Source organism: Streptomyces marokkonensis, assembly GCF_039539045.1.
In the GTDB taxonomy this organism is placed as follows: domain Bacteria; phylum Actinomycetota; class Actinomycetes; order Streptomycetales; family Streptomycetaceae; genus Streptomyces; species Streptomyces marokkonensis.
Genome location: NZ_BAABCQ010000152.1, coordinates 1 through 19,007 on the forward strand (window position 1 = coordinate 1; position 19,007 = coordinate 19,007).

General features: G+C 71.4%; 17 protein-coding genes, 1 tRNA gene and 1 pseudogene. 9 read left to right on the top strand and 10 right to left on the bottom strand.

Annotated features, from left to right (window positions below; genetic code table 11):
- Window positions 1–19 precede the first annotated feature (19 nt).
- The 3 genes from ABEA26_RS28370 to ABEA26_RS28380 all read left to right on the top strand — a co-directional run bounded on the left by ABEA26_RS28370 (window position 20) and on the right by ABEA26_RS28380 (window position 1,725).
- Window positions 20–553 carry a helix-turn-helix domain-containing protein gene (locus ABEA26_RS28370; protein ID WP_345596223.1) on the top strand — a complete coding sequence of 178 codons (534 nt, stop codon included), beginning with the start codon at window positions 20–22 and terminating at the stop codon, window positions 551–553.
- A gap of 80 nt (window positions 554–633) precedes the next feature.
- On the top strand, window positions 634–1,272 hold the full coding sequence (locus ABEA26_RS28375; RefSeq protein WP_345596208.1) for a hypothetical protein: 639 nt from the start codon (window positions 634–636) through the stop codon (window positions 1,270–1,272).
- A gap of 117 nt (window positions 1,273–1,389) precedes the next feature.
- Entirely contained in the window at window positions 1,390–1,725 is a 336-nt protein-coding gene (locus ABEA26_RS28380) for a DUF2516 family protein (protein ID WP_345596209.1), read from the top strand.
- 159 nt (window positions 1,726–1,884) lie between these two features.
- Here the strand turns inward: ABEA26_RS28380 and ABEA26_RS28385 are convergent, their stop codons facing one another.
- The 3 genes from ABEA26_RS28385 to ABEA26_RS28395 form a co-directional block, all read right to left on the bottom strand.
- Window positions 1,885–3,402, bottom strand: coding sequence for a PP2C family protein-serine/threonine phosphatase (locus tag ABEA26_RS28385; RefSeq protein WP_345596210.1), 1,518 nt, complete (start codon window positions 3,400–3,402; stop codon window positions 1,885–1,887).
- A 293-nt stretch (window positions 3,403–3,695) separates the two neighbouring features.
- Window positions 3,696–4,823, bottom strand: a complete 1,128-nt coding sequence (locus ABEA26_RS28390; RefSeq protein ID WP_345596211.1) for a C40 family peptidase — start codon at window positions 4,821–4,823, stop codon at window positions 3,696–3,698.
- A 248-nt stretch (window positions 4,824–5,071) separates the two neighbouring features.
- Complete coding sequence (locus tag ABEA26_RS28395; protein WP_345596212.1) at window positions 5,072–5,902, bottom strand: class I SAM-dependent methyltransferase; 831 nt, start codon at window positions 5,900–5,902, stop codon at window positions 5,072–5,074.
- A 189-nt stretch (window positions 5,903–6,091) separates the two neighbouring features.
- Between ABEA26_RS28395 and mshA the strand changes: the two genes are divergently transcribed.
- Together mshA and ABEA26_RS28405 are read left to right on the top strand one after the other, a co-directional pair.
- Complete coding sequence (mshA, locus tag ABEA26_RS28400; RefSeq protein ID WP_345596224.1) at window positions 6,092–7,465, top strand: D-inositol-3-phosphate glycosyltransferase; 1,374 nt, start codon at window positions 6,092–6,094, stop codon at window positions 7,463–7,465.
- A pseudogene (locus ABEA26_RS28405) lies at window positions 7,458–7,952 on the top strand (type III secretion system chaperone family protein); the annotation flags it as partial. The gene mshA and the pseudogene ABEA26_RS28405, both read left to right, overlap by 8 nt.
- Window positions 7,953–8,058: 106 nt before the next feature.
- Here the strand turns inward: ABEA26_RS28405 and ABEA26_RS28410 are convergent.
- A complete protein-coding gene (locus ABEA26_RS28410) occupies window positions 8,059–8,877 on the bottom strand; it encodes an AraC family transcriptional regulator (protein ID WP_345596213.1) in 819 nt (272 codons plus the stop codon).
- 49 nt (window positions 8,878–8,926) lie between these two features.
- Here ABEA26_RS28410 and ABEA26_RS28415 point away from each other — a divergent pair, with 49 nt between their 5' ends.
- Window positions 8,927–9,373 carry a DUF2000 family protein gene (locus ABEA26_RS28415; RefSeq protein WP_345596214.1) on the top strand — a complete coding sequence of 149 codons (447 nt, stop codon included), beginning with the start codon at window positions 8,927–8,929 and terminating at the stop codon, window positions 9,371–9,373.
- Between the two features lie 36 nt (window positions 9,374–9,409).
- On the opposite strand, the gene ABEA26_RS28420 is transcribed toward ABEA26_RS28415, so the two are convergent.
- On the bottom strand, window positions 9,410–10,744 hold the full coding sequence (locus ABEA26_RS28420) for an MDR family MFS transporter (protein WP_345596215.1): 1,335 nt from the start codon (window positions 10,742–10,744) through the stop codon (window positions 9,410–9,412).
- A 169-nt stretch (window positions 10,745–10,913) separates the two neighbouring features.
- Here ABEA26_RS28420 and ABEA26_RS28425 point away from each other — a divergent pair, with 169 nt between their 5' ends.
- Entirely contained in the window at window positions 10,914–11,675 is a 762-nt protein-coding gene (locus tag ABEA26_RS28425) for a phosphoglyceromutase (protein ID WP_345596216.1), read from the top strand.
- A 220-nt stretch (window positions 11,676–11,895) separates the two neighbouring features.
- Window positions 11,896–12,426 (top strand): hypothetical protein, encoded by a 531-nt coding sequence (locus ABEA26_RS28430; protein ID WP_345596217.1) that lies wholly within the window; start codon window positions 11,896–11,898, stop codon window positions 12,424–12,426.
- Window positions 12,427–12,493: 67 nt separating this feature from the next.
- On the opposite strand, the gene ABEA26_RS28435 is transcribed toward ABEA26_RS28430, so the two are convergent.
- Window positions 12,494–13,054, bottom strand: a complete 561-nt coding sequence (locus ABEA26_RS28435; RefSeq protein WP_345596218.1) for a DinB family protein — start codon at window positions 13,052–13,054, stop codon at window positions 12,494–12,496.
- Between the two features lie 142 nt (window positions 13,055–13,196).
- Between ABEA26_RS28435 and ABEA26_RS28440 the strand changes: the two genes are divergently transcribed.
- Window positions 13,197–13,271, top strand: a tRNA-Trp gene (locus ABEA26_RS28440).
- 48 nt (window positions 13,272–13,319) lie between these two features.
- Here the strand turns inward: ABEA26_RS28440 and ABEA26_RS28445 are convergent.
- From ABEA26_RS28445 to ABEA26_RS28460, 4 genes are all read right to left on the bottom strand, one after another.
- Window positions 13,320–14,189, bottom strand: coding sequence for an AraC family transcriptional regulator (locus ABEA26_RS28445; RefSeq protein WP_345596219.1), 870 nt, complete (start codon window positions 14,187–14,189; stop codon window positions 13,320–13,322).
- A 229-nt stretch (window positions 14,190–14,418) separates the two neighbouring features.
- The gene (locus tag ABEA26_RS28450) at window positions 14,419–14,928 is read right to left on the bottom strand and encodes an inclusion body family protein (RefSeq protein WP_345596220.1); all 510 of its coding nucleotides are present in this window, start codon (window positions 14,926–14,928) and stop codon (window positions 14,419–14,421) included.
- Window positions 14,929–15,025: 97 nt separating this feature from the next.
- Window positions 15,026–16,930, bottom strand: a complete 1,905-nt coding sequence (locus tag ABEA26_RS28455) for a thiamine pyrophosphate-binding protein (protein ID WP_345596221.1) — start codon at window positions 16,928–16,930, stop codon at window positions 15,026–15,028.
- Entirely contained in the window at window positions 16,927–18,978 is a 2,052-nt protein-coding gene (locus ABEA26_RS28460) for an FAD-dependent oxidoreductase (RefSeq protein WP_345596222.1), read from the bottom strand. Before ABEA26_RS28460 ends, ABEA26_RS28455 begins: the two co-directional genes overlap by 4 nt.
- Window positions 18,979–19,007 lie beyond the last annotated feature (29 nt).

Genomic DNA, 19,007 nt, shown 5'->3' on the forward strand with positions numbered 1-19,007 from the left:
CATGGTGCATGGTGGAGTCATGGCATCGCTCAACGTCGGCAATCTCGGTGAGTATCTGCGCGAGCAGCGGCGCAACGCGCAGCTGTCACTGCGGCAGCTCGCCGACGCCGCGGGCGTGTCCAATCCGTACCTGAGCCAGATCGAGCGCGGGCTGCGCAAGCCGAGCGCGGAGGTGCTCCAGCAGGTCGCCAAGGCACTGCGGATCTCCGCCGAGACGCTGTACGTGCGTGCCGGGATCCTCGACGCCGAGCGCGACCGGGACGACGTGGAGACACGTGCGGTCGTCCTGGCCGATCCCTCGCTGAACGAGCGGCAGAAGCAGGTGCTGCTCCAGATCTACGAGTCCTTCCGCAAGGAGAACGGATTCGGGACCGACGCGGACGACGGGGCGACACCTCGGGACAGACCGGTGGACGCCGTCCCGGACGACGTGGCGGGCGGGAACCCGGACGACGTCAGGGGCGGCCTCCCGGACGGCGGTGCCTCCATATCCGGGCGCCGCCCCCGTACGACCGGCGGCAGTGACGCCGGCCCGCAGCAGACGGCCGGATGAGCGAAAGCCGGCAGCCGGCCGGCCGGGACGCGGGACCACCACAAACCCTCAGCCCAACGTATTTCCGGAGGACCATCACCATGGCCATCACCGACGACCTGCGCAAGACCCTCAGCGACCCCACCCCGCTCTACTTCGCCGCGGGCACCGCCGACCTGGCCTTCCAGCAGGCCAAGAAGGTGCCGGTGCTGGTGGAGCAGCTGCGCGCCGAGGCACCGTCCCGCATCGAGGCCGTGCGCAACACCGACCCGAAGGCCGTCCAGGAGAAGGCGACGGCCCGCGTCAAGGAGACCCAGGGGACCCTCCAGGCCAAGGCCAACGAGCTCTTCGGCTCCCTCGACGCCGACTTCAAGAAGCTCGGCGAGACCGCTCAGGACCTCGCGCTGCGTTCGGTCGGCGTCGCCGCCGAGTACGCCGTCAGGGCCCGGGAGACCTACGAGAAGGTCGCCGAGCGCGGCGAGCACGCGGTGCGCACCTGGCGCGGCGAGGCCGCCGACGGCATCGAGGACCTCGCCGAGGAGGTGGAGGAGTTCGCCGTGGCCGTGGAGCCGGCCGAGCCCGCCAAGTCCGAGCCCGCCAAGTCCGAGCCGGTCGCGGTCACTGAGGAGAAGCCCGTCGCGGGCAGGAAGGCCCCCGCTCCGCGCAGGGCTCCGGTCAGGAAGAGCCCCGGCGGCAGCCCCAACGGCACCGCGAAGAAGACGACGCCGCCCGCCAAGTAGCCGCCGACGGGTACGACGAGCAGGGCGCGGGCCGGGCACTCTTGGGGTGTCCGGCCCGTTCTCCGGGTACGGTGACCGCGTAGAGACGATCCGAGTCTGGTGGTGGATGTTGTGCTGATGCAGGGGTTCGCAGACTTCCTGGGGCTGCTGAACATCGCCCTGATGGTTTTCACCGGCTTCGCGCTGGTCGACGCCGCCGTGCGGCGTGAGGACGCCTACCGGGCGGCGGACAAGAAGACCAAGCCGTTCTGGCTGATCATCCTCGGGCTCGCCTTCGTGGTGAGTCTGGTCTTCCCGATCATGTCGTTCCTGCCGATCATCGGGCTCATCGCGACGATCGTGTACATGGTCGACGTACGGCCCGCGCTGCGCGGCCTGCCGGGTGGCGGCCGCAGCAGCCGCCGAGGCTCCAGCAGCGACGGCCCCTACGGCCCGTACAACGGCGGACGCTGACCCGCCGCGCCCCTGCGGGGCGCGGGCGCGGGGCTCCGGCACGACGACATCCGGCGGCTCCGCCGCATGGGCACGTCGCGTCGGTCAGGGCGTCGGTGCAGGTACGGCGCGTCGGTCACGGCGCCGGTACGGGGACGGCGCGTCGGTCACGGGCGGTGGTCAGGGCGCCCGGTCCAGCAGGACCACTGCCACGTCGTCCGCCAGTTCGCCGCCGTTGAGCGCGCGGACCTCGTTGACGGTCGCCCGCAGCAACTGCTCACCCTGCAGTCCCTCGGCGAACTGGCGGCGGACCATCTCCACCATGCCGTCCTGGCCGAGCCGCTCCCGGCCCTCGCCGACGTGGCCCTCGATCAGGCCGTCGGTGTAAAGCATCAGGCTCCACTCGGCGCCCAGCTCCACCTGCATACGCGGCCAGCGGGCGCCCGGCAGCAGACCGAGTGCCGGGCCGTTGTTGTCGTAGGGCAGCAGCCGTGCGGGCGTGCCCGGACCGGCCACCAGGGGCGCCGGGTGGCCGGCCAGACACAGACCGGCGCGGCGGCCGTCCGGGGATATGTCCACGGCGCACAGGGTCGCGAATATCTCGTCGTGGGCGCGCTCGTGCTCCAGCACCTGCTGGAGCGTGCCGAGCAGCTCGTCGCCGCAGAGCCCCGCCAGGGTCAGCGCGCGCCAGGCGATCCGGAGCTCCACGCCGAGCGCCGCCTCGTCCGGGCCGTGTCCGCAGACGTCGCCGATCATGGCGTGCACGGTGCCGTCCGGGGTGCGGACGACGTCGTAGAAGTCGCCACCGAGCAGGGCACGCGAGCGGCCCGGGCGGTAGCGGGCGGCGAAGCGCAGCGGGGAGCCCTCCAGCAGCGGGGTCGGCAGCAGGCCGCGCTCCAGACGCGCGTTCTCCTGCGCCCGCAGCCGGCCCTCGGCCAGGCGCCGCTCCGCCGAGTCGGACCGCTTGCGCTCGACGGCGTAGCGGATCGCCCGGCTCAGCAGTCGGCCGTCGAGCTCGTCGCGGAGGAGGTAGTCCTGGGCACCGACCGCCACGGCCTCCGCGCCGCGCTCGGCGTCGCTGGAGGAGGTCAGCGCGAGCACGGCGTGCCGGGGCGCGAGCTCCAGCACGTGCCTGAGCACCGCCAGCTCGTCGTCTCCGCCGCCGTCACCGTTGCCGGTGTTCTCGGCGCCGGCGCGGGCCGGGGCCGGGGCGGGGGCCGACAGGGCGAGGTCCAGCAGGATGCAGTGGACGTCGTCGGTCAGCAGCCGCTCGGCCTCGGTGAGGTTGCGGGCCGTGCGGACGCGGATCGGCTTGCCGGCCTGGTCGAGCAGGTCGGGCACGATCGGCGAACCGCCGGGATCGTCCTCGATCAGCAGCAGCGTCAGATTGGTGGGGGCGGTGCTCTCGCGCCGGCCCGTGGTCTCGTCGCTGCTCTCGCCCGTGATCCGGTCCGTGGTCTCGTCCGTGATCCGGTCCGTGGTCTCGTCCGTGATCCGGTCCGTGGTCTCGTCCGTGGTCTCGTCCGTGGTCTTCTCGCGCTTCTCCGTGGGGTGCTCTCGCCGGGTGGCGGGGTTTTCGGCCGGGTGCGTCCAGGGTGGGGCCTGTTCCTTGGAAGGGCCGCTGTCCGGGGACGCGGCGGGCGCCTGACCACACTCCGCGGCCGGGATCGCCCTTGGCCGCGGTACGGGTACGGGCATCGTCTTGGTTCCTTCCCTCCCCCCGAGGGCATGGCGGGGCGAGGGACCTCGACCCACCGACGGGGACCATAGCGGGTGACGGCGCCGCTGCGGAATGGTCCAGGACACGTCGGGCGGCACTCGGCCGCTGTCATATGCCGCGTTATGTGCCGCAGTTGGACACGACGACCGGGGGCCGGGGATGACGAACGTCACGCGGGGCGGGGTGCCGGGCGTGGACTGGGTCACGTGGCCCGCTTCACGCCCCCGACGCCGGCCCGTGGCCCGTGTCACTCGGCGGTCACCGCCGCGGGTCACTCCGAGGACGCGGTGCCCGTGTCCGGCCGCACCACCCCGAGGATCGGCATCGTGCCCGCCCCCGCGATGGTGATCGAGCGCCCGGGGCGCGGGGCGTGCACGACGGAGCCGTCGCCGACGTACATGCCGACGTGGCTGGCGTCGTCGAAGTAGATGATCAGGTCGCCGGGCCGCATGTCCTCGATGTCGACGCGCTTCAGCTGCCTCCACTGCTGCTGCGAGGTGCGCGGGATCGCCTGCCCGGCCGACACCCAGGCCTGTGAGGTCAGGCCGGAGCAGTCATAGGCCTTCGGCCCCTCGGCGCCCCACTGGTACGGCTTCCCGACCTGGGCGGTGGCGTACTCGACCGCCTTCCGGCCCGGCTCCGTCGCTTCGGCGTCGAGGTCCTTGAGGATGCCCGAGCCGAGCCAGGCGGTCTGGGCCTTGGCCTGGGCCTCCCGCTCCAGCTGGGCGAGGCGCTCCTTCTCCTCCTGCTCCAGCTCGGACTCCAGTTTCTCGGCCGCCGCGATCTGCTTCTCGATCTTCTTCTGCGCGGTGGCCTTGGCCTTGCGGTTCGACTCCAGCTTCTCGAACTGTGCGGAGGCGTCCGCCGCGTAGGTCTTCAGGTCCTGCTGGGTGCGGGTCAGCTCGCCGAGCAGGCCCTTCGTCGCGCGCTGTCCCTGGATCACCCGGCCGGTGCCGTCGAGGAAGTCCTCGGGGTCGTCGCTCAGCATCAGCTTGGCCCCGTCCGGCAGGCCACCGGTGCGGTACTGGGCGCGGGCGGCGGCGCCGGCGCGCTTCTTCAGCCCGTCGAGCTTCTCCTCGCCCTTGACGATCTTCTTGGCCAGGTCGACGATCTCGGCGGACTGCTTCTCCGTCTTCTCCTCGGCGGCGTTGTACTCCTCCGTGGCGGAGGCCGCCGTGCGATAGAGCGCGTCGAGCTTCTTGCGTACGGCTTCCAGGTCCTTGCCGGGTGTGGCGGCCGGGGAGGAGGGCTCGGGAGAGGCACTGGGGGCGCTCGGGGCGCCGGGCGAGGGCGCCGCGGGACCGGGGTCCGCGAACGCCGTGCCCGGTGCCCCGAGCACGGTGACCGCACAGACCACGGCCACGGCAGCGGTCATCAAGCCGTGCTTCCCCGTACGCATACCTCGCCCCCAAGCTGATTTACCGTCAGTAACATAGACCGTTCGGGGGATCGTGCCATGCCGGCGCGGAAATCGACAGAGGCAGTACTTCCCTCCCGCTCCCCTCTCGCCTCCCTCCCGCATCTCTCCCCCCTTCCGCCTCGCCGTACGACGAAGTCCCCGCCGTTTCACCGCTGTGTGACGAACGTCACACGGAGATCGTTCCCGGCGCCGGTCGAGGGCCGGGGCGTCGGGCGCCGGGCGCCGGTTCACGCGCGCGGCGCCAACGCCTCCCACCGCACCGTCACTTCGCCCTGCCGCCACCGCGCCGGCCCGTCCGTCACCGGCCAACCGGCCGTCAGGTCCCGCACCGCCCGCATCCAGCGCTGGCGGGCGCCGTAGGAGGCGTAGGGCGCGGCGGCGGCCCATGCTCGGTCGAAGTCGCGCAGGAAGGCGTGCACGGGCTCGCCGGGGACGTTGCGGTGGATGAGCGCCTTCGGTAGCCGTTCCGCCAGGTCGGAGGGGCGGTCGAGGGACCCCAGCCGGGTCGCGAAGGTGACCGTGCGCGGCCCCTCGGGCCCGAGCGCCACCCACACGTGCCGGCGCCCGATCTCGTCGCAGGTCCCTTCGACCAGGAGTCCGCCGCGGGAGTGCTCCGACGCCGGCGCGAGCCGCGCGCACAACCGCTGCCAGACGGCGGCGACCTGGCCCTCGTCGTACTGGCGCAGCACGTTCGCCGCCCGGATGAGCAGAGGGTGGTGGGAGGGGGGTGAGAGGGGGACCTCGAAGCCGCCGTGGCGGAAGACGAGCCCGGGGCGCGCGTAGGGTTCGGCCGCCGCCACCCGCGCCGGATCGATCTCGACGCCCACCACGCGCGCGTGCGGCGCGACCGTGCGCAGGCGGCCCAGCAACTCGACGGCGGTCCAGGGGGCCGCGCCGTAGCCGAGGTCGACGGCCACGGGATCGGCGGCGCGGCGCAGCTCGGCTCCGTGCGTGGCCGCGATCCAGCGGTCCATGCGGCGCAGCCGGTTCGGGTTCGTCGTCCCGCGCGTGACCGTGCCCACGACGGGGAGGGCGGTGGCGCGGGAGCGGGAGGACATGCGTACGAGGGTATGCGGCGGGTCCGCCCCCTATGACGCATCCAGTCGTCGAACGGTTGAGCGATAAGCGGTAATGATTCGGCAAAGGTCGGGAAACCGGAAATGGAGCACGGTCATCCGGTGTTCCCACCTCTTGGAGGGCGGAGCGTGCCCTCGGCACGGCAGGCCCGCAGCGAGGAGGAACGGCTCGTGAGCCAGTACGTCAGCAGGCTCGGGCGTCGCTCACCGGCGGCTTCCCCGCGGCTCCGGCTGTTGCGCAGGCCCCGCCGCGTCGCCATGCTCTCCGTGCACACCTCACCGCTCCACCAGCCGGGCACCGGCGACGCAGGCGGCATGAACGTCTACATCGTCGAGCTCGCACAGCGCCTCGCCGCGATCAACATCGAGGTCGAGATCTTCACGCGTGCGACCACCGCCGCGCTCCCGCCCACCGTCGAGCTGTCCCCGGGCGTTCTCGTGCGGCACGTCGACGCCGGCCCCTACGAGGGCCTGGCCAAGGAGGAGCTGCCCGCCCAGCTGTGCGCCTTCACACACGGCGTCATGCAGGCCTGGGCCGGCCACCGCCCCGGCTACTACGACCTGGTCCACTCCCACTACTGGCTCTCCGGCCACGTCGGCTGGCTCGCCGCCCAGCGCTGGGGCGCCCCCCTGGTGCACGCCATGCACACCATGGCCAAGGTCAAGAACGCCAACCTGGCCGACGGCGACACCCCCGAGCCGGCCGCCCGCGTCATCGGCGAGACCCAGATCGTCGCCGCCTCCGACCGCCTGATCGCCAACACCGCCGAGGAGGCCGACGAGCTGGTCCGGCACTACGCCGCCGACCCGGCCAAGGTCGCCGTGGTCCACCCCGGCGTCAACCTCGAACGGTTCCGCCCCTTCCCCAAGGGCTCCGAGCCCGGCCCGGGGGAGACCGTGAACGCACGCGCCGCCGCCCGCGCCCGCCTCGGCCTGCCGCAGGACGCGCTGATCCCGCTCTTCGCCGGCCGCATACAGCCGCTGAAGGCCCCCGACATCCTGCTCCGCGCGATCGCCGTCCTGCTCGACGAACGCCCCGAGCTGCGCTCCCGCATCGTCGTCCCCGTCGTCGGCGGCCCCAGCGGCAGCGGCCTCGCCAAGCCGGAGGGCCTGCAGAAACTCGCCGCGCGGCTCGGTATCGCCGACGTCGTGCGGTTCCGCCCGCCCGTCGGGCAGGAGCAGCTCGTCGACTGGTTCCGGGCCGCGTCCGTGCTGGTGATGCCGTCCTACAGCGAGTCCTTCGGCCTGGTCGCCATAGAGGCCCAGGCGGCCGGTACGCCGGTACTCGCCGCCGCGGTCGGCGGCCTCCCGGTCGCCGTGCGCGACGGGCACACCGGCCGTCTCGTCCAGGGCCACGATCCCGCCGCGTACGCGCGCGTGCTGCGCGATTTCGCCGACGATCCGGAGCTGACGCCCCGGATGGGCGACGCCGCCGCCCGGCACGCCCAGTCCTTCGGCTGGGACAGCGCCGCCGCCGCGACGGCCGACGCCTACACGGCCGCGATCCACTCCCACCGCCGTCGCGTACGCTCCCACCATGGCTGAGGCGGTACAGAAGGCGGCACAGGTGCTCGAGGCGGCGCTGGGCGACGCCGAGCTGGAGTGGGAGAGTCCCGAGCCCGGCAACTACGTCGTCAGGCTCCCCGGCACCCGCAAGCTCTCGACGACGGTCTCCCTCCTCCTCGGCAGGCACTCCCTCTCCCTCAACGCCTTCGTCGTCCGCCACCCCGACGAGAACGAACCGGCCGTCCACCGCTGGCTGCTGGAACGCAACCTCAAGCTGTACGGCGTCGGCTACGCCGTCGACCGCCTCGGCGACATCTACCTCACCGCGAAGCTGCCCCTCGCCGCCGTCACCGCCGACGGGATCGACCGCCTCCTGGGCCAGGTCCTGGAGGCCGCCGACGGCGCCTTCAACACCCTGCTGGAGCTGGGCTTCGCGTCCGCCATCCGCAAGGAGCACGAATGGCGGACCGCGCGCGGGGAGTCGACCCGCAACCTGGAGGCCTTCCAGCACCTGATCGAGCGCTCGGACCGCTCGGCGCGCTCCGACCGCTCCGAGGACTCCGACCGCTCCGAGGACTCCGAGGACTCCGAGGGCTCCGAGGGCTCCGAGGGCTCCGAGGACTGACGCACGGTCAGTGCCGTCCGCCGCCGCTGGTGCGGTAGCGACCGGGCGTGACGCCCACCAGCCTCTTGAAGTGCCGGGTCAGATGCGCCTGGTCGTAGAACCCGGTCGCGGCGGCCACGTCGGCCGGGGCGCGCCCCGCCAGCAGCAGCCGCCGGGCCCGGTCGACCCGGCGGGACATCAGGTACTGGTGCGGCGCGATGCCGTAGGCGCCGCTGAACGCCCGTACCAGGTGGGCCGGATGGGCGCGCACCAGCACGGCCGCGTCCTCCAGGCCGATCCCCCGGACGGTCCGTTCGTCGAGCAGCTCCCGCAGCCGCCGCGCGAGCACGGGATCTCCGCGGCGCGCCGGACCGGCCTCCCCCCGGGGCCGCAGATGGGCGTGCAGCCGCTCACCGACCAACATCAGTCGGCTCTCCGCCTCCAGCTCGTCCCCGGGCAGGGCGAGTGAGGCGTGCAGCTGCCCGACCCGCCGCCGCAGCACCGGGTCACGCAGGTCGGGAGCGTCGACGGCGGCCCCGATCAGGTCGTCGCCCAGGCGGGAGGCGTCCAGGTACAGGACACGCTTGCGGAAGCCGTCCGGCGTGGCGGGGGAGCCGTTGTGGGGCACGTGCGGCGGCAGCAGCGACACCGTGTCGTGCGGGGTGCCGTGCTCGTGCCGGTCCAGGTCGTACCGTACGGCCCCGTCGTCGACGATGAGCAGCGTCCACGCGTCGTGGACGTGCATCGGGTAGGCGTACTCGGTGTAGTGGGCGTGGAAGACCTCGACGACGCCCGGGACGCGGGGTCGCCAGGCGGAGACGGTCCGCCGCCGGTCCTGGTCGGCCATGCAAAAAACGTACAAGACCCGGCCGTACGCCGACCGGCAGTCTCACCGTATGAGCACGCACGACGCAGACCCCGCGGCCGCCCCCGTCCGCTTCGACACCAAGATCGCCGTCCTGCTCCGCGAGGACCTGGAGACCTGGCAGCGCCTGAACGTCACCGCCTTCCTGGTCAGCGGCCTGGGCGCACAGATCCCCGAGGTGATCGGGGAACCGTACGAGGACGCCGACGCGGTCGGCTACCTGCCCATGTTCCGCCAGCCGGTGCTCGTCTTCGAGGGCACCAAGGAGACGCTGACGAACGCCCATACGCGCGTACTGTCGCGCGCCCTGCCCCGCGCGCTGTTCACCTCCGACCTCTTCGCCACGGGTAACGACCGCGACAACCGGGCGGCGGTACGGGCCGTGCCCACGGCCGGCCTGGACCTGGTCGGCCTCGCGGTGTACGGCCCGCGGAACGCGGTGGACAAGGTGCTGAAGGGGGCGAGGATGCACCCGTGAGGACGCGGGTGGCCGAGTGTGGGCCTCGTGCGGGCCTCAGGCCGTGCCGATGTCGGCCTTCGCGGACTCGCGCGGCTCGGGGACCGCGGTGACCTCGGGGACCTCAGGGGCTGCGGGAACCGCGGGGGCCTCGGAAGTGGCCTTCTCCTCCTGCGGAAGGTTTCGCATGAGCGCCCAGTACCCCACCGCCGCCACCGTGCCGACGACCGCGCAGACGCCCCACAGCCACTCGGAGCCCCAGCGGTCGATGACGAGACCGGACATCAGCGGGGCGACGAGGGCGGCGACCGCCCACGACATGGTGTACATCCCCTGGTAGCGCCCGCGCCCGTGCGCGGGGGACAGGCGGACGACGAGCCCGGTCTGGACCGGCGCGTTGACGATCTCCGCCAGCGTCCAGACGCACACGGTGAGCGCGAAGACACCGACCGACCCGGCGAAGGCGGTCAGCCCGAACCCGTACCCGGCCAGCAGGGACGAGGCGACGAGCAGCAGCCTCGGATCCCGGTGCTCGATGAACCGGGTGACCGGAATCTGCAGTACGACGATCAGGACACCGTTGACGGCGATCGCCATGCCGTAGTCGGCCGGCGTGAACCCTGCCTCGCCCATGGCCACCGGCAGCCCCACATAGGCCTGCTGGAAGATCACGGCGACGAGGAAGGACAGCCCGACGACGCTCATGTAGCGCCCGTCGCGCAGGACGGTCACCAGGGAGACGGCGGGCTCGCTCGCCGCGGGTACACCGGCGGCCCCGCCCTTCCCGGGGGTCCGGTCCGGCCGGGACTCGGGCAGCTTGACGAAGATGAGGACGGCGCACGCCATGGTCATCCCCGCCTCGATCAGGAACCCGGCGAGGTAGCTGACCTCGGCGATGAACCCGGCCGCCATGGAGGAGATCGCGAAGCCGAGGTTGATGGCCCAGTAGTTGAGCGAGAAGGCGCGGATACGGTCCTCGGGCCGCACGATGTCCGCCATCATCGCCTGCACGGCAGGCCGGGAGGCGTTGCTCGCCATGCCGACCAGGAAGGCGACGGCCGCGATGGCGACCGGGTCCCGCACGAAGCCGAGCAGGGCGACGGACAGAGCGGTGGAGGCCTGCGCGACGAGCAGCGTGGGCCGCCGCCCGAGCCGGTCGGTCATCACCCCGGCCCCCAGCGAGGACACGACCCCGCCGAGCCCGTGCAGCGCGGCGACCAGACCGGCGTACGAGGCCGAGTACCCGCGGTCGATGGTCAGGTACAGCGCCATGAAGGTGGCGACGAAGCCGCCGAGCCGGTTGACCAGGGTGCTGGTCCACAGCCACCAGAACTCCCGGGGAAGCCCGGAGACCGACTCGCGCGCGGCACGCCTCAGCCCGGCGACTGACATGGGACCCCCGTGAACTGTTCGTGTGCTGGAGTGCGTAAGTGGCGAAAGAGCCAGCCACAACTTACGAAGGAGGCCATCCCGGGGACCACTCGATTAACAATTCCCGTCAACCGTCCGCCCTGCGGGCGCGGCGCGCGGGCGCTCAGGCGGTTCGATTACGCTCGGAGCCATGGCCGACGCACCGTACAAGCTGATCCTCCTCCGCCACGGCGAGAGCGAGTGGAACGAGAAGAACCTGTTCACCGGCTGGGTGGACGTCAACCTCACCCCGAAGGGCGAGAAGGAGGCGACGCGCGGCGGCGAGCTGCTCAAGGACGCCGGCCTGCTGCCCGACGTGGTGCACACGTCCGTCCAGAAGCGCGCGATCCGCACGGCCCAGCTCGCGCTGGAGTCCGCCGACCGCCACTGGATCCCCGTCCACCGCCACTGGCGCCTGAACGAGCGCCACTACGGCGCCCTCCAGGGCAAGGACAAGGCGCAGACCCTCGCGGAGTTCGGCGAGGAGCAGTTCATGCTGTGGCGCCGCTCCTACGACACCCCGCCGCCCGCGCTGGACCGTGACGCCGAGTACTCCCAGTTCTCCGACCCGCGCTACGCGATGCTCCCGCCGGAGATCCGCCCGCGGACGGAGTGCCTGAAGGACGTCGTCGTCCGGATGCTCCCGTACTGGTTCGACGCGATCGTCCCCGACCTCCTCACCGGCCGCACGGTCCTGGTCGCGGCGCACGGGAACTCGCTCCGCGCCCTGGTCAAGCACCTCGACGGCGTCTCCGACGCGGACATCGCGGGCCTGAACATCCCGACCGGCATCCCCCTCTCCTACGAACTGGACGCCGAGTTCAAGCCCCTGAACCCGGGCGGCACCTACCTCGACCCGGACGCGGCAGCGGCGGCGATCGAGGCGGTCAAGAACCAGGGCAAGAAGAAGTAGGCCCATCTGAAGAAGCCCTCTGCCTGCGGATCTTCCGCCGGGCGGGGGGCTTCTTCTTGTGCGTGGCTCTGCCGGGACTGGTGCCAAGTCGCTCTCGTAGCTTCGAGATGCTCACGCGTACTCGTCAATGTTCACGAGCATGCGGGGGCTTGTATGGGTGTGCAGTCGTGCATAGTCTCAAGTAGGCGCACGCAGGGGGCGTGCGTGATGAGGAGGGGCCGTGCGACTGATTGACGGGACGCCACAGGAGATCGCCGAGTTCCTGCGGCTCACCCAGGGTGAGGAAGACCCGGACGAGGGTGCGCCGGGCGACATCGACCCCGACACGTCCGGTGAGGGTGCCGATGGGGCGCTGGACTGGGCCCAGATCGCAGAGCTGGTGCACGGCCGCGCCCGCAGCCTGGAGATCGCGGCGCGTGTACTCGAGTTCCTACAGGGTGCTGTGTCGCTCGGCAACGTAGAGATCGGGCCGGGAGAGTCCGAGCGGACCCGTGACGGTCGCTCCGATTACGTCATGGTTCGAGATGCCGGTGTCCGCCGTTACGGAGCCGTCGCCTACGTGAAGGCGACCAACGGCGGTCTCACCCTGCGCTTGACGAGGGAGGACGTGGCCGACGTCAGTGAACCGGCCATCAGCTTCCGCAACGTTCGCGCCGGACACCAGTACGTCGTCAACTGCCCACTGCGCGATGACGCGGCGGTCCAGGTGGCGCTGCGCCTCGTTCAGCTCGCTTTGAAGAAGGTCCGGTAGTAGTCCGGGCCGGCTTTCCTTGACTAGCCGGCCCTTCGGCTCCTGACCGAGGGGCGTCCGCGTGGTGTCAGCCCATGCTCTTGGCGCCGTCCAGGGTCTCTCGGATGATGTCGGCATGGCCGGCGTGCTGGGCGGTCTCGGCGACGATGTGCATCAGGACCCGGCGGGCCGACCACTGCGCGTCGGCCTCGAACCACGGGGCCTTCGGCAACGGCCACGCGGCGTCCAGGTCGGGCAGGGTGGCGACCAGGTCGTCGGTCCGGCGGGTCACCTCGGCGTAGTCGGCCAGTACACCGGCCAGCGTCTCGCCGGGCAGCATCCGGAACTCGTCGGCCCGCCGGGCCCAGTCGGCCTCGGTCATGGCCGTGAAGTCACCCATCGCCGACGGGCCCTTGAGGATGAAGTCCGCCCATCCACGCTCGACCGAGGTCACGTGTTTGATCAAGCCGCCCAGACACAGCTCACTGGCGGTGGGCCGGAGCCCGGCCTGCTCGTCGGTGAGGTCACGGGTGGTGAAGCGCAGGAAGTGCCGCTGCTTGGCCAGCATCTCCAGCAGGTCGGCGCGCTCCCCGGTGGCGTCCGTCGTCGCTGTGGCCTGATCGCGGGTGGTCTGCTCGTTGGACGTCATGGTCTCCGCCTTCCGGTGGTGTTACTGCTCCGTCGGTCGATGACCACGCTATGAGGCGTCTAGGTCGGAACATGTCCTAGAGCGCTCGGAGGTTCCCTCGCGGAGCCGCTCTGCCCCCAGCCGCTACGATCGCGGCCAAGGGCGGGACGTAGCGCAGTGGTCGACGCGAGCGGTCTCCAGAACCGCGAGGACGCCGGTTCGAATCCGGTCGTCCCGCCCCCTGAGGCTGCCTCGGGCTTTCGGCCTACGGCAGCGGTCTCCGGCCTTACGCGGGTTCCACCGGCAGCCACAGTTCGCAGGTCGCGGTGGAGAAGTCCGCCGCGCGGTCGAGGACGGCGACGATCGACGGGCCCGGGCGCAGGCGCCATGGGTTGGACGGGAACCACTCCGACGCGGTGGCCGCCCAGGTCGACTGAAGGGTTCCCGGGTAGGGGCCCGTGCTGCGGAAGACCGCCCACCGGCCGGCCGGTACCTCGATGGCGTCGAGGTCGTCGGGGGCCGGGGTGTCCTGGGTGACGGCGACTCCGTGCAGGTAGGTCAGCTCGGTGCCCTCCGGGCTGTCGGGAGCCAGGTCGTCGCAGACCTGGAGCAGGCCCGCCGGGTCGGTGTCGCCGAGAGCTTTCAGACGGGCGTGCTCCTGCTGGGGCAGTGCGGTGATGTGCTGCTGGATGTGCGGGTTGACGCCCTCGTGGATGAGCGGCACGCGGGTGGCGTGGCCGATCAGGCGGAAGGCGGAGCGGTCGGCGAATCGGGTGTCCATGGGGGTGCTCCCTTCGACGGTCAGGCGGAACCTGAGCTGCGGTTGTGTCCGAAGGGGGCCTCCGTCACGCCGTACGTCACGCGGAGCGGCGCCGTGGACCGCCCGGAACGCACGTCCGAACGCTTCCGTGGAGCCGTATCCGTGCCGTACGGCGATGCTCAGCAGGTCGTCCTCACCGCGTACGACGTCGGCGGCGGCGACCGTCATGCGGCGCCGGCGCACGTACTCCGACAGCGGCATGCCCGCCAGCGACGAGAACATCCGGCGCAGGTGGTACTCGGTCGTGCCGAGCGCTCCGGCCAGCGCGGGGACGTCGAGCTCCTCGGTGAGATGTTCCTCGACGAGGTCGACGAGCTTGTTGAGTGCCGAGATCACGAGGCCTCCTTTCGACACCAACCGTGTCAGGGCGCAGGGGTGCGCTTCCCGATCGTCGCGGTCCGGTTCGGTCGGGTGCGATGGGGGGGGCTTGGGGTGGGGAACTCCTGGCGGATGTGCGCGTACAAAGGCCCGGGCCGGGGCCCGGGCCTTCTGCCGTGTGCTTCAGTCACTCGTCGCGTGCCGGGAGGGGCGGGTCTTGCGTACGGTGGCCGCCCTCACCCGGGCGTCAGGGGTTCTCGATGGTGATGAAGGGGTCCCACTGGAAGTACCCCTGCACCTGCCGGTGGTGGTCCAGGATCTGGAAGTAGAAGTGGTACACGACCTTGCCGGTCCTCTTGACGGTCGTCCGCCAGTAATGGTCCTGGTAGTTCTGTGTCACGAATTCCGGCCTGCCCTCGGCGCCCTCCTTCGGCATCGGATAGACACCGTCGATCACCTCGATCTCCGGCGTCCTGATGAGCACGTGGCCGGTGTCGCTGCTCACGTACCTGTACAGCAGTGCCTTGTAGTCGCTGCTGAGCGACTGTGTCGTTTCCCGCCACCTGATGCTGTCCCCGGGCTCGGCCCGGAGGTTCAGCTCGGCCCCCGACGTGCCGATGATGTGGTCCTGGCGCGTCGTCATGTAGATCAGGCGGTGGTCGACGTGGGTCGGTGCGTCGGGGTTCCTCGACGCGTTGGGGTTCTGCTCGACGATCGTGGCCGCGTCGAACGCGATCAGTACGTTGAGATCAGCCATTTCCTGCTCCCTTCGAGTTCGGCTGTACGGCTGTACGGCTGTTCCGTGAGAGGTGTCGCCTTGGCGCGTCCCTTCGTCCCGCGCCCTCGTCGGTTCGTCAGGCCGTCGCGGTGGGTTTCGGCACCTTGTACGACATGGCCCGCGGGTAGTCGTGCCGGTGCAGCCGGACGCGGACCAGCAGTGGTCCGGCGTTGACCGGGTCTGCGGGATCGGCGAGGCGGGCCAGCAGGGTCTCCAGCTCGGAGGTGTCCGCGACGACGGCTCCGCTCGCCGGGGTGTCCCGGCCGGCGAAGACGGCCGCGAGGCGGTCGTAGTGCCAGGGGTGGAGGACGTTGTAGAAGTCCGGGTCGGTGGGGTCGGTGGGGTCGGTGGGGTCGGTGGGGTCGGTGGGGTCGGTGGAGCCGTCGGGGAGGGTGGAGCCCGGCTCGGCGTAGTAGGACGGGTGGACCAGCATCTGTTCGATGCCGTAGAAGTGTCCGTTGTCCATGACGAACACCACCGACGGCAGCCCGAGCCTGGTGTGGGTGGAGATCTCCTGGCAGGTCTCCTGGAAGGCGCCGTCGCCGACGAACACCATCGGGCGGGCGTGCCCGCGCTCGGGAGCGAGGGCGGCGCCGGTGGCCGCGCCGACCGACCAGCCGATGGACAACCAGCTGACCTGGGACAGGAACCCGCCCGCGGGCAGGGACAGGTTCATCGACCCGATGAGGGAGAACGCGGCGTCGGAGACGACCGTCCAGTCCTCCCGGGTCTCATGGCCCAGGAAGTGGTTGATCCGGTCGAACACGCCGTCGTAGGTGAGCCGTTCCGGATGCCGGGACGGCCGCGGGCCGGAGGCGAGGAGCGAGGCACGGTGGTGTGCCAGGCCGGCCGGGCGGTCCGCGGGCGCTCCGTGGTGGGCGTGGGCCTCGGCGTAGTAGTCGGCTTCCAGGCCACCGGAGCCGTAGTCCTTGACCAGCGCGTCCTGGAGGGCGGGCAGCAGCTGTTCGAGCTGGACGTCGGGGAAGTAGGAGGTGCCGACCCGGACGCCGCCGTTCGCGGCCATCACCCAGTCGTCGCCGACGTACTGCTCGCCGCCGAGGTTCTTCGACGTGGACCAGGCGCCGAGCCCGATCCGGCAGGTGGCCCAGTCCCTGAAGATCCAGTGCACGTCCGGGTGGCTGGCGTGGCCGTTGTACACGCCGTGGAACTGCGGCTGGTCCTCGTCGACGACGGCCTTGGCGCCGACGGTGGTGCAGAAGGGTACTCCGGTGGCCTCGACCAGGCCGGTGAGGTGCCCGCCGAGGCGGAATCGGTCGACCTCCTCACCGGCCCACACGACCGGGCGGGGCCTGCCGTCCGGGCCGGGGTGCTCCTCGACCAGGGTGAGGATCGCGTTCACGGCGCTGTCCAGCATGGTCTGGCCACGCGCGCCGAACGGCCGCTCGCGGCGGCGGACCGGCGCTCCGGGCGCGGCACAGGGTTCGTCCCACAGGTCCTCCATGACCTCCAGGTAGACCGGCCTGCGCTCGGAGAGGCACGCGGTGAGCGCGGCGTCGATCTGGGCGGGGGCGAGGCCCGGGTTGGAGATGACCTGCGCGTCCACGGTGACCTGCCGGTAGACGTCCAGGTTGCTCTCCGGGCGGGGGCTCATGTGCGAGGTGAGCATGCCGAGAGCGCGGTAGTTCTGCCACTGCGCGTAGGGCGGGGAGGCGTTGACGGCGACGAGCGGGACCTGTTCGACGTAGGCACCGCCGCAGGCGCCCAGCAGGTTGAACGCGCCGACGCTGTAGGTGACCGCGGCCGCGCCGACGCCGTGGACGCGGGCGTAGGCGTCGGCGGCCTGGCCCGCGCCGCCCTCGGTGGGGGTGCCGACCCACTCGATGTCGCCCTCGGCCCGCAGGGTGGTCAGGAACGGGCCGAGGTGGTTGCCGGGGACGCCGAACAGGTGGGTGATGCCCAGCTCGGCCAGGCGCCGGGCGAGGTAGCGGGCGACCGTGCACGTGGGGGCGATCGCGGTCATGAGTCGTCCTTCTCGTTCGGGCCCGGGGTGGTGACGGGCGGGGCCTGGTGGACGGCGACGGCGGCGCGGACGGCGCTCTCCAGGGCCCCCTCGATCCAGGCGTGTTTGAGGGAGGTGTGTTCCCCGGCGAAGTGCACGGGGCCCTCGGGCCGGGAGACGTCCAGGTGGAAGCTGGTCATCTGGTGCGCGGTGTAGATGGCGGCCTCGCCGAAGGCGTACGGGTCCCGGGCCCAGCTCTTGGTGGCGCCGCGTCCGGTGAAGAACACCTCGATACGGCGGCCGTGCAGGGCCTGGAGGTTGCGCAGGGCGTAGACGTAGCGCTCCGCGCCGCGCATGGAGTCCCAGCGCGCGGCGTCGTCGGACCAGCAGTAGGAGGCGAGTACGACGCCGCCGGTGCTGCCTTCGACCCGGTGCGAGGGGTAGTACATGAACCGGTTGGGGTTGTCGGTGGTGGAGCCCCCGCCGAAGGCGTGGGTGGCGGGGCGGACGGCGGGGCCGCGCAGCGGCATGGTGCTGTTGAGCTGCCGCATCTCCTCGGTGACGCCGCTGTTCTTGACGGCGGCACCGAGCAGGCCGCTGCCCGCCGTGGCAGCCGCCGCCCCGGCGGGCGAGAGGGCCTCACCGGTGCTCTGCCCGCCTCCCGCCCGGTAGTACTCGTACAGGCCCGGTGCGATGCTCTCGAGCTCGTCGTGCCAGTCGTCCTCGGTGAACTCCCACCACCGGTGGCTGAACTCCAGCACCACCTTGGTGGCCTGGTCGTAGTGGGTCTCGATGATGGCGCGGCGCTTCTTGTACGACATCGAGGGGGTGATCTCCACGAAGCGCAGGGAGGAGAACGGGATCGTGACGATCGCCAGGTCCGCGGTCCACAGGCGCGGCGGGGCCTGCGGGTCGTTCTCGGCGACGGTCCGCACGGCCACGCCCCAGCCGTCGGGCCCGACGGCTCCGATGTCCTCGGGGTCGGTGTCGCGGCTGGGGTCGTGGTACTCGAGGCGGATCATGCGGTGGCCGAGCCGTACTTCGTCGCGCAGGCCCTGGTGCAGGGCGTGCGGCAGGCGCCAGCTGCCGCCGGGTATCTCCCAGTAGCGGACGGCGGGGTTGATGTCGCTGCGGCTCAGGAAGCTGTGGAAGAAGGAGAGATGCAGCCGGGAGGACATGTTCTCCAGGGTTCCGACGGCCTCGATCGCCTCGTCGCTCAGCCCGGCGTGGTCACGCAGGAATCCGCCCATCGAGTAGCCGTCGAAGTCCTGGATCACCCGGGCCCAGCCATCGACCCACTCGTCGAACGGTTTGTTGACGCGCTTGCCGTCGACGATGTCGGAGTAGTAGTCGCGCACACACTCCAGCGCGTCGTCGACCATCTTCACGACGGGGGAGCGGACCTCGTCGTCCGTGAGGTGGAAGCCCTCGTTGAGCCGTTCGGGAGCGGTGGCGTAGTCGGCACGCCGCACCTGGACGCGGTTGGCGCGGATCCAGGAGTTGCCGCGCTTGTCCGGTTCGCGGAAGTCGGGGCTGTCGTCGCCGTAGCTCCAGGTCCGGCCGGTGAAGGAGGTGTACGTCACCGGGGGGACGGGGACATCGGGGCCGCTGCCCGTGGAGGGGTCCACGTCCACGTTGTAGAACTGGCGGCGGCCGAGCCCGAGTTTGTCGACCAGGGCGAGGACCAGCGGGTGGAAGTCGGGCAGCCGCATGGCGCCGGCCTCGGCGTACTGGGCGGGGTCGTCGAAGGGCTGGTGGTGCTTCGTGGCGCGGAAGGTCTTGATGCGTCCGCCGACGCGGTCGGGGTTGGCCTCGATGATGGTGACGTCGTGGCCGGCGTCCTTGAGCAGGCGGCCCGCGACGAGGCCGGTGATGCCGGCGCCGACGATGAGGATCTTCTTGTGCGGGTGGTGGGTCGGGCCGAGGCGGCCCGTGTCGATCAGGGTGTGGAGGTAGCCGAGCTTGAGATCCTGGCCGTCCGGTCCGACCTGGAGGAGTTCACGGGCGAGCCTGAGACACGTCTGCCGGCGTGCACGACTGGCGGTATTGCCCCGTTGAATGTCGGTCATACCTGATGACCATAGACATGGAGAAACGG